General features: G+C 48.5%; 18 protein-coding genes, 1 rRNA gene, 1 other RNA gene and 1 pseudogene. 2 read left to right on the top strand and 19 right to left on the bottom strand.

The genetic code is table 11. The features are described 5' to 3' along the window. A 16S ribosomal RNA gene (locus BUA12_RS12515) occupies positions 1 to 195 on the bottom strand; the annotation flags it as partial. 655 nt (positions 196 to 850) lie between these two features. On the opposite strand from BUA12_RS12515, the gene BUA12_RS12505 reads away from it, so the two are divergent. Both BUA12_RS12505 and BUA12_RS12500 read left to right on the top strand, forming a co-directional pair. Continuing rightward, complete coding sequence (locus BUA12_RS12505) at positions 851 to 2,236, top strand: DHA2 family efflux MFS transporter permease subunit (protein WP_072710948.1); 1,386 nt, start codon at positions 851 to 853, stop codon at positions 2,234 to 2,236. A 278-nt stretch (positions 2,237 to 2,514) separates the two neighbouring features. Next, positions 2,515 to 2,919, top strand: a complete 405-nt coding sequence (locus BUA12_RS12500) for a carboxypeptidase-like regulatory domain-containing protein (protein ID WP_072710947.1) — start codon at positions 2,515 to 2,517, stop codon at positions 2,917 to 2,919. A 10-nt stretch (positions 2,920 to 2,929) separates the two neighbouring features. On the opposite strand, the gene BUA12_RS12495 is transcribed toward BUA12_RS12500, so the two are convergent. From BUA12_RS12495 to BUA12_RS12410, 18 genes and pseudogenes are all read right to left on the bottom strand, one after another. Then, entirely contained in the window at positions 2,930 to 3,835 is a 906-nt protein-coding gene (locus tag BUA12_RS12495; protein WP_072710946.1) for an AEC family transporter, read from the bottom strand. A gap of 149 nt (positions 3,836 to 3,984) precedes the next feature. Next, entirely contained in the window at positions 3,985 to 4,602 is a 618-nt protein-coding gene (wrbA, locus tag BUA12_RS12490; protein ID WP_072710950.1) for an NAD(P)H:quinone oxidoreductase, read from the bottom strand. 81 nt (positions 4,603 to 4,683) lie between these two features. After that, positions 4,684 to 5,298 (bottom strand): flavin reductase family protein, encoded by a 615-nt coding sequence (locus BUA12_RS12485; RefSeq protein WP_415735820.1) that lies wholly within the window; start codon positions 5,296 to 5,298, stop codon positions 4,684 to 4,686. Between the two features lie 9 nt (positions 5,299 to 5,307). Continuing rightward, positions 5,308 to 6,201 (bottom strand): VOC family protein, encoded by an 894-nt coding sequence (locus BUA12_RS12480; protein WP_072710944.1) that lies wholly within the window; start codon positions 6,199 to 6,201, stop codon positions 5,308 to 5,310. A gap of 33 nt (positions 6,202 to 6,234) precedes the next feature. Then, positions 6,235 to 7,194, bottom strand: coding sequence for a ring-cleaving dioxygenase (locus BUA12_RS12475; RefSeq protein WP_072710943.1), 960 nt, complete (start codon positions 7,192 to 7,194; stop codon positions 6,235 to 6,237). A 327-nt stretch (positions 7,195 to 7,521) separates the two neighbouring features. Beyond that, the gene (gene recR / locus BUA12_RS12470; protein ID WP_072710942.1) at positions 7,522 to 8,118 is read right to left on the bottom strand and encodes a recombination mediator RecR; all 597 of its coding nucleotides are present in this window, start codon (positions 8,116 to 8,118) and stop codon (positions 7,522 to 7,524) included. A gap of 1 nt (position 8,119) precedes the next feature. After that, complete coding sequence (locus BUA12_RS12465) at positions 8,120 to 8,443, bottom strand: YbaB/EbfC family nucleoid-associated protein (protein WP_072710941.1); 324 nt, start codon at positions 8,441 to 8,443, stop codon at positions 8,120 to 8,122. A 73-nt stretch (positions 8,444 to 8,516) separates the two neighbouring features. After that, complete coding sequence (gene dnaX / locus BUA12_RS12460; RefSeq protein ID WP_072710940.1) at positions 8,517 to 10,160, bottom strand: DNA polymerase III subunit gamma/tau; 1,644 nt, start codon at positions 10,158 to 10,160, stop codon at positions 8,517 to 8,519. A gap of 114 nt (positions 10,161 to 10,274) precedes the next feature. Continuing rightward, an RNA gene (ffs, locus tag BUA12_RS12455) (signal recognition particle sRNA large type) lies at positions 10,275 to 10,540 on the bottom strand. Positions 10,541 to 10,584: 44 nt separating this feature from the next. Then, entirely contained in the window at positions 10,585 to 11,313 is a 729-nt protein-coding gene (gene treR, locus BUA12_RS12450) for a trehalose operon repressor (RefSeq protein WP_072710939.1), read from the bottom strand. Positions 11,314 to 11,362: 49 nt separating this feature from the next. Beyond that, entirely contained in the window at positions 11,363 to 13,000 is a 1,638-nt protein-coding gene (treC, locus tag BUA12_RS12445) for an alpha,alpha-phosphotrehalase (RefSeq protein WP_072710938.1), read from the bottom strand. 19 nt (positions 13,001 to 13,019) lie between these two features. After that, positions 13,020 to 14,471 (bottom strand): PTS system trehalose-specific EIIBC component, encoded by a 1,452-nt coding sequence (gene treP / locus BUA12_RS12440; protein WP_072710937.1) that lies wholly within the window; start codon positions 14,469 to 14,471, stop codon positions 13,020 to 13,022. Between the two features lie 225 nt (positions 14,472 to 14,696). Continuing rightward, positions 14,697 to 15,602, bottom strand: a complete 906-nt coding sequence (locus BUA12_RS12435) for a carboxypeptidase-like regulatory domain-containing protein (protein ID WP_072710936.1) — start codon at positions 15,600 to 15,602, stop codon at positions 14,697 to 14,699. A 53-nt stretch (positions 15,603 to 15,655) separates the two neighbouring features. Continuing rightward, entirely contained in the window at positions 15,656 to 16,441 is a 786-nt protein-coding gene (locus BUA12_RS12430; protein ID WP_072710935.1) for an ABC transporter ATP-binding protein, read from the bottom strand. 180 nt (positions 16,442 to 16,621) lie between these two features. Next, the gene (locus tag BUA12_RS12425) at positions 16,622 to 16,804 is read right to left on the bottom strand and encodes a hypothetical protein (RefSeq protein WP_072710934.1); all 183 of its coding nucleotides are present in this window, start codon (positions 16,802 to 16,804) and stop codon (positions 16,622 to 16,624) included. 81 nt (positions 16,805 to 16,885) lie between these two features. Further along, positions 16,886 to 18,205 carry an FAD-dependent oxidoreductase gene (locus BUA12_RS12420; RefSeq protein ID WP_072710933.1) on the bottom strand — a complete coding sequence of 440 codons (1,320 nt, stop codon included), beginning with the start codon at positions 18,203 to 18,205 and terminating at the stop codon, positions 16,886 to 16,888. An 88-nt stretch (positions 18,206 to 18,293) separates the two neighbouring features. Then, the gene (locus BUA12_RS12415; RefSeq protein ID WP_072710932.1) at positions 18,294 to 18,941 is read right to left on the bottom strand and encodes a pyridoxine/pyridoxamine 5'-phosphate oxidase; all 648 of its coding nucleotides are present in this window, start codon (positions 18,939 to 18,941) and stop codon (positions 18,294 to 18,296) included. 147 nt (positions 18,942 to 19,088) lie between these two features. Further along, positions 19,089 to 19,361, bottom strand: a pseudogene (locus BUA12_RS12410) (2-keto-4-pentenoate hydratase); the annotation flags it as partial.

The following is a 19,361-nucleotide window of genomic DNA, read 5'->3' as shown; positions in this document are numbered from 1 at the left end:
CGTGGAAAAGGATTATCCGGTATTAGCCACGGTTTCCCGCGGTTATCCCCGTCTGATGGGCAGGTTGCCCACGTGTTACTCACCCGTCCGCCGCTCGTCGCCACGGGAGCAAGCTCCCATGAAGACGCGCTCGACTTGCATGTATTAGGCACGCCGCCAGCGTTCATCCTGAGCCAGGATCAAACTCTCCATAAATGGAAAGCTCATCTCGAGCTCGGTCGGTACCATAAGTACCACTGCGTTTTTCAAGTTGGCCGCCTCAACCGCTCCTGTAATAGAAGCTTTTATCGGAATTAAACGTTGACATATTGTCATTCAGTTTTCAATGTTCTTCGTTTGACTGCTTTACTATCATAACATGTCAGCTTAACAAAAGCAAGTATGTTATTCAAGTTTTTTTGACTCATCGGCGCGTTTCTTTTATTTCTTTTTCGCCCGACAAGATATAACTATACAGGACTCTGGAATGGAATGCAAGCATTAAATACAATTTCTTTTAAAGAGTTTTTAAGATGCATTACCTGTCTGCTTACCCTGTTTCGTCATGCAAATGTGTTTCCTTCTCACCACTAAATGTTCATGCATTTATTTAGTGAGTGAAATTAATACTATATCAGCCAATCGGGAATAACGCAATACCTTTCCATCATTTCTTTTGTGTTTTTCATAATGAACTGCAACCCAGGGGGTATCCACCACACCCACTTCTTTTCCTTATAATGAAGGAACCGGAAATCCAGCCGGGGCTCCTCCCCCCTGGAAAGATTCTCTCCGTCCCGCCATGACGACATTGACCGGCCATTTTTTATATGAAAGAATATATAATTATAGAGAGAAAGGGGGGCAGCGAATGGCGGAAGATAAAATACGGTCCAAAGGTGTGGTCGCAGTCGTCATGGCAGCCGCTTTTTTATTTACATTCAGCCAGTTCCTTCTGATTACGGCTTTCCCTTCCATAATGGAAGAGTTTGACGTCAACGCCACCCAGGTACAGTGGCTCACGACCTCATTCTTATTGACGAGCATCATTTTCATTCCTATGTCAGGTTACTTATCAACCACATTTTCTTCAAAGTCACTCCTTATATTTGCAATGTCGTGCATGCTTATAGGCACGATCATCGGCGGCTGGTCCCCAACGTTTGGCATCCTCATTCTTTCAAGGATCATCCAGGCCGTCGGTGCAGGCATCATCCTGCCTCTTGTCCAAACGATTTTATTGATCGTCTTCCCCTATCATCGCAGGGGGTTCGCCATGGGCATGCTCGGCGCCGTGACAAATGTGGCGCCCGCATCAGCTCCACCGATTTCCGGCATCATCATAGATGTGCTCGACTGGCGTTCCCTCCATTGGGTGCTGTTGCCACTCGTCGCCATCACATTGGTCCTGGGGATATTTTTCATGAAAAACGTGCTGAAGAAAAATGAGGTCTCCCTTGATATGACTTCCATTATATTATCGGCCACCGGCTTTTCACTTTTCGTATACGGTTTGAGCAATATCAGTGTATACGGCTTTTTCGATGGGATGGTCATCCTTCCTATATTGGTTGGAATACTGGCTGTCTGGTTCTTTGTCACCAGGCAGTTCAGCATGCCGACGCCTGTATTGAATCTGAACCTCTTCCGGAACAGGACATTCACGCTGTCACTGATACTCATCTTCATTAATATGATGCTGCTCTTATCGACTGAGACGATACTCCCGATGTTTTCTCAGACAGTACTCGGTACAAGCGCATTTCTTTCCGGTTTTCTGCTGGTGCCGGGCACGATCCTTTTATCCGTCATCACTTTCGTGTCAGGTTCATTATATGACCGCTATGGCGGCAGGACGATTGCCATTACAGGCTTCGCGATGACAACATTGTCACTGATCTTACTGAACACTGTCGGGATTGAGAGTTCCCCCTACTTCATCATGGGCTACTTCTGCATATTCATGTTCGGTTTCGGCCTCACGCTCATGCCCCTGGTCACCATCAGCATGTCTGAGTTGAGTGAGGATGAAATCCCCCACGGATCTGCCATCAACAACACCATCCGGCAGTTCGCCATGACTTTCGGGATCATCATCCTCACTTCGATCATCAGCATGACGGTCGCAAGGATGGATGCTCCGGAGCAGGTCAGCACATACTGGGGCACGACGTATGCTTTCGTTGTGATGGCAGTCCTTGCCTTCATCGGATTTATACTCACATTCCGTTTGAAAGAGAAACCGCGTTATAGATAGACGAAAATCTCGACCTCTTATTTAAGAGGTCGAGATTTTTTGCTTAGTCATCCGAGAAACCGGCGGCCAGGGTACTTCAAACAGTTTAATGTGGGGGGCCCCCGGGATTTTCTACCGCTTCACCGGTTTCGCCTCAAATTATTTTGATCCATATACTCCACTTCATGTCAGTTATATTACAGGAATGATATGATTCCGTGACAGCACGGGTTATCGATTGATTATTGGCACAAAACCCCTTACCTTTAAGCTTAATTGATAGCAGGAGAGTGATTGAAATGGATGACCAAAAATTTCCGCAAGGAACGACCATAAATGGTTTCTTCACCAAAATCGTGAGTCTAATGTTCATATGCTCAGCGTTTGCCAGCGGCGTCGATGCCGCTTCTGCCCAGGCTGGAAAAGCGGACGGCATGACCCACGAGAAGGTGGGAGCTGCAGATGTGTATCTGGACTCGAGCATTCTATCATCAAACGGCTCTGCCACCGTCTTCGGCAGTACGATCCCGGGGGCACACCTGGAAGTGAAGCACCCTTCCGGCACTACGTACCGGACCATTGCAGATGCCACCGGTCATTTCAAAATCAGCGGACTCCCATCAATGAATACAGGCGATACCATAGACATCATCGCATCGGCGCAGGACCTGAAAATCAGTGAGCACCTTCAATACGACAGATGAAGCCCTTGAATTAGACGCCGATCAGGTACAGACATACCGGAATCGTAATGATGCTGATCAACGTGGTGATGAGTGTCGAGAAGGACACCACATTCGGCTTCACATTGAACTGGACGGCAAGCATTGTCGAGTTCGCAGCCACAGGCATCGCATTCAACAGGATGAAGACCATCTTCATCGTGTCATCCACGGGCATCACAAGTACAAGCAGTGCTGCAACCACCGGGGAGATGATCATGCGGATGGATACGACCGCCGTCACATCTTTAATATCGAAGCTCTCCTTGGTGATACGGGCAAGCTGCATCCCGAGTATGAGCATCACCACCGGGATCGCTGCATTCCCAGTCATTTCGATGATGTCCATTATTCCTGCATCAAGACTGATATCGAGAAGCTGGAAAACCACTCCGGCGACGGCTCCGTGGATCACGGGTATTTTGAATATATTGATGAGCGCCTCTTTCACTGTGATTGTTGCACCGCTGCCGAACGAGGCGATGAATATACCCACCGTGCTGATGACGAAGCCGTGCAGCACCATGAGGACGATGGCATAATCGAACGCCACGGCCCCGAGCGCAAAAAGTGCAACCGGTGTACCATAGTTCCCACTGTTCGGAAATAAAGTACCGAGGAGGATTGCAGCGACATCCTCTTTTGAGGACCCCATGAAATACCCCCATATGACGGTGATCACGAGCAATATGCCAGTGAGCAGGAATGTGAATATGAAAATATATAAATAGTCGATGGTCAGTTCATTGCGGTAGAATGTGTTGAATGTCAGAAGAGGCAGCAATATGTACAGCGACATGGAAGAAATCGACTTGATATCGAAGTCAATCAGTTTATCTGCCACATACCCCGTCGCAAAAATCAGGAAAACCGGCAGTATGATCATTATTAAGTCCATTATGCCCACTACTTTCTATGAGTTTATGCTGCACTTTCACACTTACCATGATAGATGAAATATTCTGAGAAGTGTACCCATTTTAACACAAAGATATACTGCTATTATCAAAAAAGAGACCTTCCACTCGAAGGTCTCTTTCAGTCCCGCTATTGATTATTGCTTCCTGCCTTGAACATTTCAGCTATATTGACAGTCCGCGTTGCCTGATGCTTGACCGCATCCTCGACATCCTCAACCATTTTGCCGTCCTGGCCGACGGTCACACTTGTACCATACGGGTTGCCGCCTGCACCAAATAGTACAGGGTCGGTATAACCGGGCGAAGCGATGATCGCACCCCAGTGCATCATTGAAGTATATAATGAAAGGATCGTCGCTTCCTGCCCGCCGTGCGGATTCTGCGCTGAAGACATTGCGCTCACCACTTTATTGATTGTCTTGCCTTCTGCCCAGATGCCGCCCTGCGTATCGAGGAACTGCTTCATCTGTGAAGCCATTGTACCGAATCTCGTCGGAGTGCTGAAGATGATCGAATCTGCCCAGACGATATCGTCTGAAGTTGCGACAGGGATATCTTTCGTTGCCTCAACCGTAGCTTTCCATCCTTCGTTTTCTTCAATTGCGGACTGCGGTGCCAGTTCTTCCACCTTCAACAGCCTCACTTCTGCACCGGCCGATTCTCCTGCTTCTTTGGCCCACTTGGCCATTTCATGGTTGACCCCGCCCATGCTGTAGAATATGACTGCTAATTTAACGTTTGACATACTTTTTTCATTCTCCTTTGGTTTGTTGAATAATCTTTTGAAAAAGCTCATTATAATGCTCACTTTCCATTCATTTTTATATTACTCCGGCCGCTCCACTGTGAATATTTCACCAATTTCAGCATAGTCGTTCCCCGCCAGTCTGCTGACGGCTTTTAATTTTACAGGATCGATATAGCCACCGTGATAAATGTCTTCGTCGATATGATAATGCTTCACCTTCAGCAACAATAAATCCGTCGTCGGAAGATTCCTCTCATTATATATGACGACATTTTCATATAACTCCGTTTCATACCTGACTTTTGCCTCGTTCAGCCCCGGCACATTCAAAGTCCGGGACTCTATTGTAGTGAAACTTGAAACTTCCAACTCACTTTCATCTTCCGCCAGAGGCGCGGACGTGTTGTTTGCCTGTTCCACATTGGCAGCATCGACGACATGAATGACCGCTTCATTATTGTTCAATATATTCCTTGCCGTATCCTTGCTCTCACCGTTTGTACGCTGGACGGCGACGGACAGCATCGGCGGATCATAGGTCACGATATTGAAGTAACTGAACGGCGCCACATTGATGACACCTTCCGCAGACATGGTCGAGACGAGTGCAATCGGTCTTGGAATGACGGAGCCGATCAAAAATTTCTTCTTCTCTTTTTCCGTCAGCTGTTCAGGCGAAAAATCAACCATCATATCCGCTCCTCATATATCCAGTTTCGGCAGGGTCTTCTCATATTCGGGCCTCTTATGTTCATACTGCTCAGGCAGCTTCAATGAAGTGCCCAGCTCGGATGGATCTTCATCCACATCGAAGCCCGGACCGTTTGTAGCAAATTCAAAGACGATATCCCCTTTTTCGCCGGTATAGATGGATCTGAAGTAGGTCCTGTCCCTGACCTCCGTAACACCGAAACCGTCATCTCTCAAAGCCGCCTGCCATTCTTTCATCGTATCCATGTCCGGCACGGACCAGGCGATATGATGGACCGTCCCGATGCCGAAACGTCCATGCGGCTGCGGCGGCAGTGAAGTGATGATGTGGTGTTTTTCATCACCCGCTGTTTCAAAATGCTGATTTCCATCATCTATATCAAGTGCTTTCAGCCCCATTTTACCTGTCAGCAGATCTTTAGTGCCTTCAGGATTGCCGGAAAGCAGCTCTGCACCATGGAACCCGAGGATATCATTATTGTCTGCAGTTTCTGCACTTTCGACGATTGCGAGATCCAGGCCGTGCCCATCAGGGAATTCCAATGTCTTCGCTCCGAAAAATTCCGTCTCCGTACTCTCTACCCCATTATCGGCCAGACGCTTCTTCCAATAATCCATGCTGCCGGCGGGTACACGGTATGCAATCCTGCCAACCTGACCGCTGCCTTTTCTGCCCACATTATCATTCGTCCACGGGAAGAACGTGATCACGGTCCCCGGTGTTGCGTCCTTGTCTGCAAAGTACAGGTGATACACACCCGGGTCATCAAAGTTCACTGTCTGCTTGATCAGTCTCTGACCCAAGACATCCCTGTAAAATCTAAGGTTTTCGTTGGGGTCGCCGACAATTGCCGTAATATGGTGGATCCTTTTTATCGCTTCCATCATTTCATCTCCTGTTTCATCATATATTATTCATTATTTATCTGATCTTGTCGTATCAAAATGGCGGACCTGCGCTTCTATCTCAGCACGCTTCGGCTCGAGCATCGGCGGCAGGGCCAGGCTTTCACCCAGAGTTTCATACGGCTCATCGCCCATGAAGCCCGGCCCGTCGGTGGAGAGCTCGATTAAAATGTGACCCACCCTTGCATACAATGCTTCAAAATAAAATCTGTCGACATTGCCCGAGTGACCGACGCCCATTTCATTATACTTTTCTTCCCATGCTTTGATGGCATCATGGTCTGCCACACGGAATGAAACATGGTGCACTTCACCGTAGCCCTGCTGGCTCTGCTGACTCTCATCTTTTCTCAGGATCACCTGGCCGCCGTTGCCGCCTGCACCGACATCGTACAATGTGACATCCGGTTCCTCGAGCACCGGCTTCATATCATAAATGTCGGTCAAAACTTTTTTGAAGTCTTCATAATAGCTCACCGTGATTTCAATCGGTCCGAGTCCGTAAATTGCCTTATCTTCCGGTACAGGCCCGTTTTTCCACGGTGTGCCCGGGGCCACGCCTTCGTTGGCTTCATCGGAGAACAGCTGGTACCTCTGCCCGTCCGCCTCCTCAAACGGCAGGACCTTTTTGCCGAACAGTTCCTTGATGCCTTCATTTTTGACGTTGTATTCTTTGAAACGCTCGAGATAATACTCCAGAGCTGCATCGTCCGGCACTCTGAGACCTGTACGTGAAATGGAATTCGTACCGCGTACCCCTTTTGGATTGTTCGGGAAATCGAAGAAAGTCATATCCGTCCCCGGGGAGCCGACATCGTCTGCAAAAAATGTATGGTAAGTCTGAATGTCATCCTGGTTCACCGTTTTCTTGACAAGACGCATTCCGAGAACCTCGGTCATGAACGCATAGTTCCTCACTGCATCGTCCGTCATTGCCGTAACGTGATGGATACCTAACAGTTTTGTATTCATAAAAAAACTCCTTTTAATTATTATCTCTGTTTCGAGATATTAGTCGAAAATAACATTTCTATCTGCCGAAACAACTCGATAGAAAGGTCTTCGTTGTTTTGCCGTATATTTGTTCATTCAAACAGTGACCTATGTTTACCCGTATTGAAGTTTTGGAAAACATCATATCGAACCTTAGCAATTATATGAAATTTAATATATTCGATTTCGAGATTTATTGTATTATATACTTCCATGAAAATCAAGGAGGAAGTTTGGAGCGCTCTTTTATCCGCTCACCCGGCTCCAAAAAATCCTTCCCCACACTTTTGTGGAAAAGGATTTTCTTTATAGTTCCGTCCGGTATTCAATTGCCTTCGATAACGTCACTTCGTCTGCATATTCCAAATCGCCGCCGACAGGGAGGCCGTGGGCGAGCCTTGTCGTCTTCAGCCCTATGGGCTTGACGAGCCTCGAGATGTACATCGCTGTGGATTCACCTTCGATGTTCGGATTGGTCGCCAGGATCAGTTCCTTCACATTTTCATCTTTCAGTCGCTCAAGCAATGAAGGGATATTGATGTCTTCAGGTCCGATGCCGTCCATCGGGCTGATGGCACCGTGCAACACATGGTACATCCCCTGATATTCGCGCATCTTCTCCATTGCGATCACATCTTTGGTATCCTGCACAACGCATATGATGCTGCGGTCCCTCGATTTATCGGTACAGATATAACATGGATCCACATCGGTGATGTGGCCGCATACTGAACAGAACTGCAATTCCCGCTTCACTTTCATCAGACTGCGTGAAAAGTCGACGACGTCTTCTTCGTTCATGTTCAAAACATAAAATGCCAGACGCTGGGCCGTCTTCGGCCCAATGCCCGGCAATTTCATGAAGCTGTCAATGAGCTTTGAAATGGGTTCAGGATAATGCATATTACATCATTCCTGGAATGTTCAAACCTTGCGTGTGTTTACCCAGACGGTCACTCATCAATGCATCCGCTTTCGTCATCGCTTCATTCGTTGCAGCAAGGATCAGGTCCTGCAGCATTTCGATATCGTCAGGATCCACCACTTCTTCCTTGATTTCAACATCGACGATTTCCTTATGGCCGGACACCGTGACAGTCACCATGCCGCCGCCCGCTGTACCTTCCACTTTTTCTTCCTTCAGCTTCTCCTGCTCTTCTTCCATCTTCTTCTGCATCTTCTGCATCTGCTTCATCATGCCTTGCATGTTATTCATTCCACCGCGCATTTATAATTCCTCCAATAAATATCATTTTTCATTTATACATTATATATGATTCTCATTATACTATAAACCATTATTATTCCCTAGTTTCCACTATGCTGTTGCCAAACAGTTCCTTTGCGACATCCGAAGGTTTCTTTTCATCCGCCGGGGCCTGTGCTTTTTCTGATTTCTTCTCTTTGATATAGTCTGCCCGCACCTGCTGCCAGCTGGATTGCGGCACACCGACCACCTGCACTTCTTTGCCGGTGATTGTCGGGATGATCGCTTCCAGTTCCTTCTTCTTCTTATCATCGGTGTTGATCAGCTCCGAGTGGACGTCACTGTCAAATTTGATCAGTACATGTGTATCGCTCGCTGCCACCGGCTCAGAGTCTTTGATCAGCGACCTTAAGGCATGGAGATTCTTCTCTTCTATATACTGATACACCCGCGGCCAGCTGTCCTTCAGTTTTATGATGTCATCTTTGTTGGCTTTGTCCAGAACTTTTTCAATCTGACTGACGGAATAGCCTTTGCCGTTTGACCGCTTCGTTTCAGTGCGCCTTCCGCCGTTGTTCGGCTGGGGTGAGAACTGGGCATGTTCGAGGCGCCTTTCCAGCTCGCTCAGCTTCTCTTCTATGGGGGTCAGGTCCACTTCGGGCGCCTCGACGACATTGCTGTGTTTTGAGAGCACCTCTATCAATTTCACAATCACCACTTCAAGATGCACACTCGTATTCACGGAGAAGCGCATCATCACCATCGCATCATTCAGTACATCGATCATTTCATACAGCACTTTGTCTTCTACATTGAAAAAGGCGATGCTTTCATCGATTTCATCCGAATGCTTCATTAGTATGATGTCCCTGATGTAATAGACAAGCTCATGTATCAGACGGGTCGGGTCCTTACCTTCATCGATGAATTCATGGTATTTGATGAAAGCCGCCCTGGAATCCTGATGCTCAATCAGCTTCAGCCATTCATTCAGCGATTCCTGCTTGATGCCGCCCGTGATCATGACCGCATCATCCAGTGTGATGGTATCGTTGCTGTAGGCGATCACCTGGTCCATGATGCTGAGCGCATCCCTCATTCCGCCTTCTGCCGTCCTTGCGATATAATCGATTGCACTTTCGTCATACTGGAGGGATTCCGAATCTGCAACGAACTTCAGTCTTTCGATGATTTCTTTATTTTCAATCGCTTTGAAGTCGAACCTCTGGGTCCTTGAGATGATTGTTGCCGGAATTTTATGGGGTTCGGTGGTCGCGAGGACAAATATGGCGTGTTCAGGCGGTTCTTCCAATGTTTTGAGCAGTGCATTGAAAGCGCCTGTCGTCAGCATATGCACCTCGTCTATGATGTAGACTTTGTACCGGGCAAGGGAGGGGGCATATTTCACTTTCTCCCTCAGACTCCTGATTTCGTCCACACCATTGTTACTGGCGGCATCGATTTCGATGACATCATTCGCGCTGCCGTTTGTGATGCTTTGGCATATGTCACATTCATTACACGGTTCGCCATCAGCCCCGAACTGGCAGTTCAGTGCTTTTGCAAAAATTTTAGCTATGCTCGTTTTTCCGGTGCCCCTGGGACCACTGAACAAATAAGCATGTGATTCCTTATTTCTTATAATTGCGTTTTTCAATGTTTTCGTTACATGCCTCTGCCCTACGACATCCGCAAAACTCTGTGGACGAAAGGCACGGTATAACGCCTGATACTCCATCCAGCGGCACCTCCGTATGATCTGATATCGTTCTTCATTATAACATTATTCAGCAATACATTACGAATTAAAAAAGACTGCATCCATTGAATAGATACAGTCTCAAATATGTAGCCGTGCACCGCTTCCTCGAGAAATCAGCACAAACGTTACTTAAAATACCGACTCAATCCCGGCTGCCCTACGGCACATGGGATGGGTCACTTAATGCTGCTTCCTTCCGGACCTGACATGGTTCATGACGTCCCATTGCATAGGACCGGGATCTCAACACCGGTAAGATTAAGGCAGTCTTCACACTGACTCCCTCAGAAGCGGGATTCAGCCTTGCTGGAGCGGATTGCAAGTACAGGGCACCGCTAATTCCCCGCTTAGCACGGTAAGTTACATAATAACAAAATTAATTTGAGGTTGCAAGTTTTAATCATTCACCCGTGAATCTCCTGGAAAAATCGATGAACTTGAACTCGCTTGCCAGGTGCTTTGACACGTTATACTGGAAAGGCGTCGCATCACTCAGATGTACGACCGACTTCACATTTGCGGTGTATGGCGGTGTCACAGGGCCGAACAGTTCGATATCAAGTGCCGTCATCGGGTTGAACGTGATTTCTTTATGCGAATACGATATGCTGTGCCCCAGCCGTTCCTCGATGTACTCGTAGATGGAGCCCCGGGCAATGTCCTCGGTCAGCCCCGGCATCATATCATGGATGAGGTAATCCATATCCACAATATGGGTCTTTCCTTCATATTTCCTCTGCCGGATCAGTTGCCAGAGCAGCGTGCCCGCCTCCACATCCAAAGCGCTCTGCACATGCGGCACTTCACCGGCTGGAATTTCATCCAGGCTGTAGACCTGGGTGGTATAGTCCTTGGTCTGCTGCATCTGGACTTCTTTGAAACTGGTGAGATGGGAAACCGTCAGATTCGTTGAAGGGTTATAGATGACCACCGAACCCTTACCCTTCATCTTTTGGATATAGCCATTTTCCTGGAGCAGGCTGAGCGCCTTCCTGACGGTTTCACGGGAGACACCGAAAAGCCTGAGCAGTTTATGCTCGGATGGCAGGGTCTCCCCTGCTTTGTAGTGCCCCTCGACAATATCGCTGGATAAAGACTGGTATATTTGATTGTACTTGTTTAAATTCATAGCTTCACCTAAATCGATTCATTTTAAATGCACTTTGTAAACCTGTTCATCAATTCATATAAATCATCAACGTTTCGAAAGGCCTCAGCTCCCCCGCCCTGTCATCATAGTTGGATATCAGCACTTCGCCTTCGGGCGGGACACTTTCAGGGTAAGCCACATGTTCATCACTGTAGTTGGAAATGACAAGCAGCGTTTCATCATCCAGCGTCCTTTCATAGGCAAATAAATGCCTGTCCTTCATCAGCATGGGCCTGATGCCGCCTGCCGTAAAGATTTCCATTTCATGGCGCATTTCAATCAGTCTTTTATAAGTGTAGAATATGGAGTTCTCGTCCGCAACGGCTTTTTCAACATTGATTCCAGGGTAGTTCTCCGCGACTTCAATCCATGGCTCCCCGTCCGTGAAGCCTGCATGCCTGCTGTCATCCCACTGCATGGGCGTCCTCGCGTTATCACGTGATTTCTTTTTTAGAATATCCATCACCTGTTGATAAGTGTACCCTTTTTCCCTGAGGATGTCATAGGCGTTCAGACTTTCCACGTCCCTGTACTGGTCGATCCGGTTAAAGCCGGGATTGGTCATGCCGATTTCTTCGCCCTGATAAATATAAGGCGTGCCCTGCAGACCGTGGAGTGAGATTGCGAGCATCTTCGCGCTTCTCACACGATTTTCTTCAGTGTCATCTTTTCCGAACCGGGAGACCACCCTCGGCTGGTCATGATTGCACCAGAAAATTGCGTTCCAGCCATTGCCCTCATGAATGCCGAGCTGCCATTCCATCAATGTTTCCTTCAACAGCAGAAAGTCATAATCCGCATCCGTCCATTTCTCACCGCCCGGATAGTCCACCTTCAAATGATGGAAATTGAAGACGGAGTTCAGCTCCCCACGCTCCGGCGCCGTATATTTTATGCAGTGATCGATCGTGGTTGAAGACATTTCCCCGACGGTCATGATCTCTTTTCCGCCGAAAGTCTTCCGGTTCATTTCATGGATATATTCATGGATCCTCGGGCCGTCGGTATAGAATTCCTTCCCCGGACCGTCGGCATTTTTAAACTCACCTTTCGACAGCAGGTTCACGACGTCGAACCTGAACCCGTCGACACCGAAGTCGATCCAGTGATTGATCATGTCGTAGATTTCATTACGGACTTCTTCATTCTCCCAGTTCAAATCGGCCTGCGTCTCATCAAACAGCCTCAAATAGTACTGGTTCGTATCATCGTCATAGCTCCACGCACTGCCGCCGAACTTCGATTCCCAATTTGTCGGCGGTGCATCATAAGTGCCGTCCTGCCAGATGTAATAGTCACGGTAAGGGTTGTCTTTGGACTTCCTTGCTTCCAGAAACCACGGGTGCGCCGTGGATGTATGATTGAAGGCGAGGTCCAGCATGACTTTCAAACCCCTCTCATGCGCTGCGTCGATCAGGGCCTTCAAATCCTCTTTCGTGCCGAACCGGGCGTCGACTTCGTAATAATTGCTGATGTCATAACCGTTATCATTCATCGGCGATTCATAAACGGGGGTGAGCCAGATATAATCGACGCCCAAATACTTCAGGTAGTCCAGCTTCTCAATGACGCCCTGAATGTCCCCTGTCCCGTCGCCGGTCGTATCATTGAAGGAGGCGGGATAAATTTGATATACTACGGACTTTCTCCAGTCTGAAACTGCCACTTTAAAAACCCCTTTACATTTAGTCTACATCCACCATGTCTTTCGTCTGCGCTTTTGCGAATCTGGAGAAGATCAGCGTCAATGCGAAAGGCACCACGATGGCCACAATCATACCGATGAGGAACAGGCCCCAGAACTCCTGTGTAATCGAGATGATTCCCGGCACACCACCGACACCGATGCTGGTCGCCGTCAGGACATTCGCCCCGAATATCGCCCCGACGACCGAAGTGGTCAGGATTGCTGCGATGAACGGGTATTTCAAAGGCAGGTTGACACCGAACATCGCAGGCTCAGTCACCCCGAGCCATCCGGAAATGCCGGAAGTCAGGGCAAGACCTTCTTCTTTCTTCTTATTATGCCTGCGGTATATGAACCATGCACCGAAAGCTGCAGAGCCCTGTGCAATATTCGAGATTGCCAGAATCGGCCACAGGAACGTTGCACCCGTCGTCCCGATCAGCTGCAGATCCACCGCCAGGAACATATGGTGGAGGCCGGTGATGACAAGCGGTGCATAAAACAGCCCGTATACTGCCCCGCCGAGTATGCCGGCAGTGTCAAACAACAGGACGATGCTGTCGGAGATGATGCCGCTCAGCCATAATGTAATCGGGCCGACAATGATGAATGTCAAGATGCCGACCACCAGCAATGAAATCGGAGCGACGAGCAGGAGCTTGAACATATCGGGCACACGCTGATTCAGAAATGCTTCAACTTTTGCCAGAAACCATGTCGCAACGAGCACAGGCAGCACCTGGCCCTGGTAGTTCAACTGCTCCACTTCCAGCCCAAAAACATTCCAGGTGGGGATCTCTGCCAGTTCACCCGCTTCCTGATCGAACAGGCCGTACTGACTTGCAAGGTCCGGGTGGCACAATGCTAGACCAAGCGCGATCCCGAGCAGCGGATTGCCGCCGAACACCTTCATCGCCGACCAGCCGATCAGCACAGGCAGGAATATGAACGGCGCCACAGCGATGAAGTTGATCATGCTGGCAAGCCCTTCAATTCCCGGGAAAACGGTGATGAACGATTCCTCTTCCCAGAATAGACCTTCTGCGGTCAGCAGGTTGTTTATGCCGAGCAGCAGGCCGGCGGTCACAATCGCAGGTAAAATCGGTATGAAAATATCACCCAGCATTTTGATGAACCGCTGAATCGGATTCATCTTCACAGCAGCCGCTTTTTTCACTTCCTCTTTCGAGCCGCCGCCTTTCCCTGTTTCTTCTTCGAAAATTTTAAAGGCTTCATTCACCGTACCCTGGCCGATCACCACCTGGAACTGATTGTTGGCAGCAAAAGATCCTTTGACGAGATCGATCTGATCCAGTTTTTCCTTATCCACTTTGCTCTCATCTTCAAGCGCCAGACGTAATCGCGTCACACAGTGCGTCGCTGCATTGACATTTTCCTTACCCCCGATGGCTTCGATGATTTCCCTGACATCTTCACGGTTTACCGCCATTGCACTCACCCTCCATTCATAAAAAACTTTATCATGTATATACAATGGATACAAGCAGACCATTCCCGGATTTCTGTATTTTCCAAATATTCATAATAATTTTGTGAAATAAGAAAACACCGGACTCGGCAATGCCGAGTCCGGTGTTTTCTTAGGATAGGAAATTTTTTATTATCATCAGTTATTTAATATATACCACGTTTTCAACGGTCGAAACATATAAACCTAATTATTTCTCACTTTTTTTAAAATAAATACGAAAATGCTGATCAAAGCGAAGATGATCCCCGTCGCCATGAGGGTCCAGTCCATGGATGTGAAACCTCCCGTTTCCTCAGAAAGCACCACTTCCTCCGTCTCCATAGATTCCGCTTCTTCCGCCGCTTCTTCAGTTGATGTCACTACGATGTCCATCCCTCTTTTCGAGCGGTCCGCGACTTCCACATTTTCCGGCATTTCAACGACTTCGTATTCTTCTGCAGAGCCCACTTCAATTTCATATTGCCCTGTAGGCACTTCTTCGAATAAAAAGCTGCCGTCATTTCCAGATTCGATGCTCTGCGCCTCGATTTCATCTCCTGTGAGCTTCAACGCCACACCGCTGACACCCTGCCCTGCTTCATCCATCACAGTGCCTGAAACAGAAAATGCTTCAACCGGGAGGACAGACACATCCACAACCGGTGTCTCATCAATCTCTGCCGGCTCCTCTGTGACAGGCTCCCGGATCACCGGTTCTTCAATCACGGGTTCTTCCATGACAGGTTGCTCAATCACCGGCTCGGGCTCGGGTTCAGGCTGCGGCTCAGGTTCAGGTTCAACATATTCTTCTGCAGGTGACCAATCTGAGTTCTCATCCTCATAGTAATTATCATTAAAATCATTGTCATAATAACCATCATCGTTTGAATTGTCCGGATAAGTCCAATATGACTCTTCTTCACCGGAAGAACCTGTATCAATATCCTCTTCCCGATCATCAGTTCCCGGTCCTGTGTCCCCTTCCTCGTCATCACCGGTTTCATCTGCATTCAAACTGGGTTGAAGCGTATTCGCCAGCGCACCGACGGGGGACAGGGACAGAATGAGTGATGAGATTATAAACAGCAGCTTTATCTTGATGACTTCCACTCCTCTACTGATTTATTGAATATCCACGTTTAAATATACCATAAAACCGTAAATTATTTATCAGAAATTGAGAGCCACGGGCGTTTATTTTCCCAATGGATTTTCACGGGCACTTTATAGATGTCACTCAAATTCGATGAGGTCAGGACGTCCTCTTTTTTCCCGCATGTCACCACTTCACCGTCCTTCATCAAAAGTACATGTGTGATCACTTCGGTGATTTCCTCTATGTGATGCGTCACATAAATGAGGTGGCTGTGCCTCTTTTTAATGTTTTGCGTGATGCTGAGCACGTCTTCACGGGAAAGGATATCAAGACCCGAGCAGGGTTCATCCAGAATCAGCAGTTCCGGGTCGGCCATGAGCGCCCGGCCGATGATCGTCCGCCTCTTCTCCCCCTGGGACAAAGTCCGGAAAACCTTCCCTTTCAAATAATCCAGCCTCAAATCATACATGATGCTTTCTGCATTGGCCCGGTCCCCATCGGCCACTTCCTGATAGATGCCGAACGATGAGAACTTTCCGCTGAGCACGATATCTTCCACCAGCTGGTTGTTCAATGTCGCATCAAAACGTTCCAGTGCAGTTGAGACGACGCCGATCCGCTTCCTCATCTCCGGTATGCTCGCCTTGCCGAAAGTCGTATCCAGTACAGTGACATGGCCCATCGTCGGGTAGTTGTATCCTGTGACGATGTTCAACAGTGACGTTTTCCCCGAACCGTTCAATCCGAGCACCGCCCAGTGCTCGCCTTTATTTACAGACCAGCTGACGTCTTTCAGGATCTCCTGGCCGGACTTCACCCACTTCACATTTTGTATATCGATGATTTTATCCATATGTATCACTCCAATTTGATGATTACTTCCATCATAATCAATTTCATCCATAAAAAGAAGACAGGAGTGCCCTGCCTTCAAATCATTCTGAATTTTATGAGTTCGTCCGGCATCAAAATTCATGGCTGCCTGGCAGCAGCCGTTCTTCCGGGTTTTTCATGCTGGTGGAAGGGGCTGCCACTAATATCCCTCATCTTCCACTTCTTCCTCTTCAGTCACAGGTTCTTCCGGGGCATTGGCATCCTCCTCGACTTCACCTTCCTCTTCAATCGGCGCATCTTCCTCCATATCTTCTCCATTGCCGCATGCTGCAATCACCAGGGCCGCACCGCCGATGGTGAACCATCTAAGTGAATTTTTCATAATTGACCTCCTCTGAGAGAATCCCCATATTATTTGTCCGGTTTTCCCCCTTATAAATCATAATGGATAAAATGTTTTTATTTACACATCAAAGAGACTGTTGAACGATTCCGCCATCGTGGGATGCGTATAGACATTATTCTTCAAAGCGGTGGCGGTGATTCCATGGTCGATGGCGATCTTTACGATATTGATGAGTTCTTCTGAATTCCTGCCATACAGGCTCGCCCCGAGTATTTCATCCGTATCCTTATCCACCACGGCTTTGAAAACGCCCCGCGCATCGTCATCCACTTTATGGCGCGGTATTTCCCTGACAGGCAAATTGCCTTCTGCCACTTCATGCCCTTTCTTCTTCGCCTGTGAGGCGGTCATGCCGACTCTTGAAAACGGCGGATCGATGAATACGGTATAAGGCACCGCACCCCGGTTTTCCGTCGTCCGCTCACCCTCGCCTTTCAGCTGGTCGTATACGATCCTGAAATCATCATGTGATATATACGTAAATTGACTGCCGCCCTTCACATCACCGGCTGCATAAATATTACCTGCAGTGGTGAGGAGGTGGTCATCCACTTCGACCGCACCGTCCTCATCGAGCGCCACGCCGGCATTCTGAAGTGCGAGACCTTCCGTATTGGGCTTGCGTCCGGTCGCCACAAGCATCGCCTCAGCTTTGAATGTGCCCTGATCCGTCTCGATCACCACATGCCCTTCCTCATTATCAACCTTCAAAGCCTCTGTACCGCTCACAAATTTTATGCCCGCTTCGACCATATCGTCATACACAGCCGTCCCGATGTCCTTATCTTCCTTAATCAGCACATGCTGCGACCTGTCGATGACGGTCACATCCGTTCCGAGCATGCTGAATAATGAAATGAATTCCAGAGCCGTATAACCTGCACCCAGTACAATGATGGAATCCGGACGATCATCCAGTGTCATGATGCCTTCCGGGTCGAATATATTCTTCGTGCTGTCGATGCCATCAATCTCCGGCATCATGTTCTTCGCTCCGGTGTTGATCACGATCTTCCCGGCAGTGATCACCGCTTTGGTATCATCACCTTCAAGCAGTTCAACCGTCTGGTCATCCTTGAAACGTGCACTGTTCGTATAAATATCCACATTGTCATTCTCAGCCAGCTGTTTATGACTCTTCTCATTCAAGGCGTCGACGACATCAGCTTTGCGCGCCACCGCTTCTTTGAAACTGCGCCCGCGTCCGGCTTCTGCCATCAATGTCTTCGAAGGGATGCAGGCGGTATTGATGCATGCACCCCCGTACATTTCAGGGCTCTCCTCTATAATCGCAACCTTTTTCCCGTCCCCGCCGAGTGTACCGGCCAATGCTTTGCCTGCCGTACCGAAACCGATGATGATGATGTCATAATTCATTTCACACCCTCCAGTCCGATTCAATACTTTATATATTCCCGGTATGTATGAATTGAAACAGCCGGGAGCCCTCACAGGCTGTTATTGATCACGGCCACAGCAGATGCTTCTGCCATACGCCATCCACCTTTTCATATTTCAGGCGGACATGCGCGAGGTCTTTACGTGCCTGGAAGAATTCCATATGTGATGGAATGACTTTATATAGTGTCCACGTCTTGAAGGCATCCGGGTTTTCTTCAACCATCTTCTCTGCTTCCTGTATCCCCTCTTTCAGCTCCTCCATGCTTCCGAGCGACTCACTTTGTTTTGCAGTGAGGGACAATGCCCTGGACCCGGGATGCCGATGCAGGAAATCCTTCCTGTTCTCTTCTTCGGATGCCGCTTCCGCACGTCCCGTGATGCGTATCTGCCTGCCCGTCTCACGCCAGTAGAATGTCATTGCAACGCTTGCATCCCCCTCCAAATCCCGGCCTTTACGGCTTTCGGAGTTTGATCCGATGATGAAGCATTCCGGCGTCATATCCCTCAGGTTGACGATACGCGCACTCGGCTCGCCCTCCGTATCGGCCGTGCTGAACACAAATGCACTTGGCTCAAGCACCCCCGCTTTCACTGCATGTTCGAACCACTCATAAAATGTTTTGAATGGGTCCTCCGGCGCTTTCGTCGTGTCAAAATCAGGATAATCACCCGATAAAGCCGGGCTTTGATATATCAGTGCTTTGATGTTCATATGTCATCTCTCCCCCCTTCCTATTATAGTATTGAAAATGCTTACGAATAAAGGAATAACACCATTCGGACAATAACATACTCACTCATTAATACACTCTTGCTTAAAAGAAAAAACGGCCCCCAGTCTGACTGAGGGCCGTACGCTTTAAAATTCCACCTTGACCGAGCCGAGATTCTCAAAATGGGCTTCGAACACATCGCCGGCATCCACATCCATCGCTTTGGTCAGTGAACCGGCCAGGACGACTTCGCCCTTTTTCAGGTTGATACCGTACTCATCCAATGATCGGGCGAGCCAGACGACGGCTGCCAGCGGGTTGCCGAGCACGGCTTCCCCGTAACCTTCGTCAATCTTCATGCCGTTTTTGAAGATCTCCATCCGTTCGGCCGGCAGGTCGATGTCGGCAAGCTTCAGCTG

The organism is Lacicoccus alkaliphilus DSM 16010 (assembly GCF_900142805.1).
GTDB classification, from domain to species: Bacteria; Bacillota; Bacilli; order Staphylococcales; family Salinicoccaceae; genus Lacicoccus; species Lacicoccus alkaliphilus.
This window is presented reverse-complemented; position numbering and strand designations above follow the sequence as displayed.

Excerpts from the sequence above, each read along its gene's own strand:
- BUA12_RS12505 (WP_072710948.1), top strand. The coding sequence starts at position 851 with ATGGCGGAAGATAAAATACGGTCCAAAGGTGTGGTCGCAGTCGTCATG.
- BUA12_RS12500 (WP_072710947.1), top strand. The coding sequence starts at position 2,515 with ATGGATGACCAAAAATTTCCGCAAGGAACGACCATAAATGGTTTCTTC.
- BUA12_RS12495 (WP_072710946.1), bottom strand. The coding sequence starts at position 3,835 with ATGGACTTAATAATGATCATACTGCCGGTTTTCCTGATTTTTGCGACG.
- wrbA (WP_072710950.1), bottom strand. The coding sequence starts at position 4,602 with ATGTCAAACGTTAAATTAGCAGTCATATTCTACAGCATGGGCGGGGTC.
- BUA12_RS12485 (WP_415735820.1), bottom strand. The coding sequence starts at position 5,298 with ATGATGGTTGATTTTTCGCCTGAACAGCTGACGGAAAAAGAGAAGAAG.
- BUA12_RS12480 (WP_072710944.1), bottom strand. The coding sequence starts at position 6,201 with ATGGAAGCGATAAAAAGGATCCACCATATTACGGCAATTGTCGGCGAC.
- BUA12_RS12475 (WP_072710943.1), bottom strand. The coding sequence starts at position 7,194 with ATGAATACAAAACTGTTAGGTATCCATCACGTTACGGCAATGACGGAC.
- recR (WP_072710942.1), bottom strand. The coding sequence starts at position 8,118 with ATGCATTATCCTGAACCCATTTCAAAGCTCATTGACAGCTTCATGAAA.
- BUA12_RS12465 (WP_072710941.1), bottom strand. The coding sequence starts at position 8,443 with ATGCGCGGTGGAATGAATAACATGCAAGGCATGATGAAGCAGATGCAG.
- dnaX (WP_072710940.1), bottom strand. The coding sequence starts at position 10,160 with ATGGAGTATCAGGCGTTATACCGTGCCTTTCGTCCACAGAGTTTTGCG.
- treR (WP_072710939.1), bottom strand. The coding sequence starts at position 11,313 with ATGAATTTAAACAAGTACAATCAAATATACCAGTCTTTATCCAGCGAT.
- treP (WP_072710937.1), bottom strand. The coding sequence starts at position 14,471 with ATGGCGGTAAACCGTGAAGATGTCAGGGAAATCATCGAAGCCATCGGG.
- BUA12_RS12430 (WP_072710935.1), bottom strand. The coding sequence starts at position 16,441 with ATGGATAAAATCATCGATATACAAAATGTGAAGTGGGTGAAGTCCGGC.
- BUA12_RS12425 (WP_072710934.1), bottom strand. The coding sequence starts at position 16,804 with ATGAAAAATTCACTTAGATGGTTCACCATCGGCGGTGCGGCCCTGGTG.
- BUA12_RS12420 (WP_072710933.1), bottom strand. The coding sequence starts at position 18,205 with ATGAATTATGACATCATCATCATCGGTTTCGGTACGGCAGGCAAAGCA.
- BUA12_RS12415 (WP_072710932.1), bottom strand. The coding sequence starts at position 18,941 with ATGAACATCAAAGCACTGATATATCAAAGCCCGGCTTTATCGGGTGAT.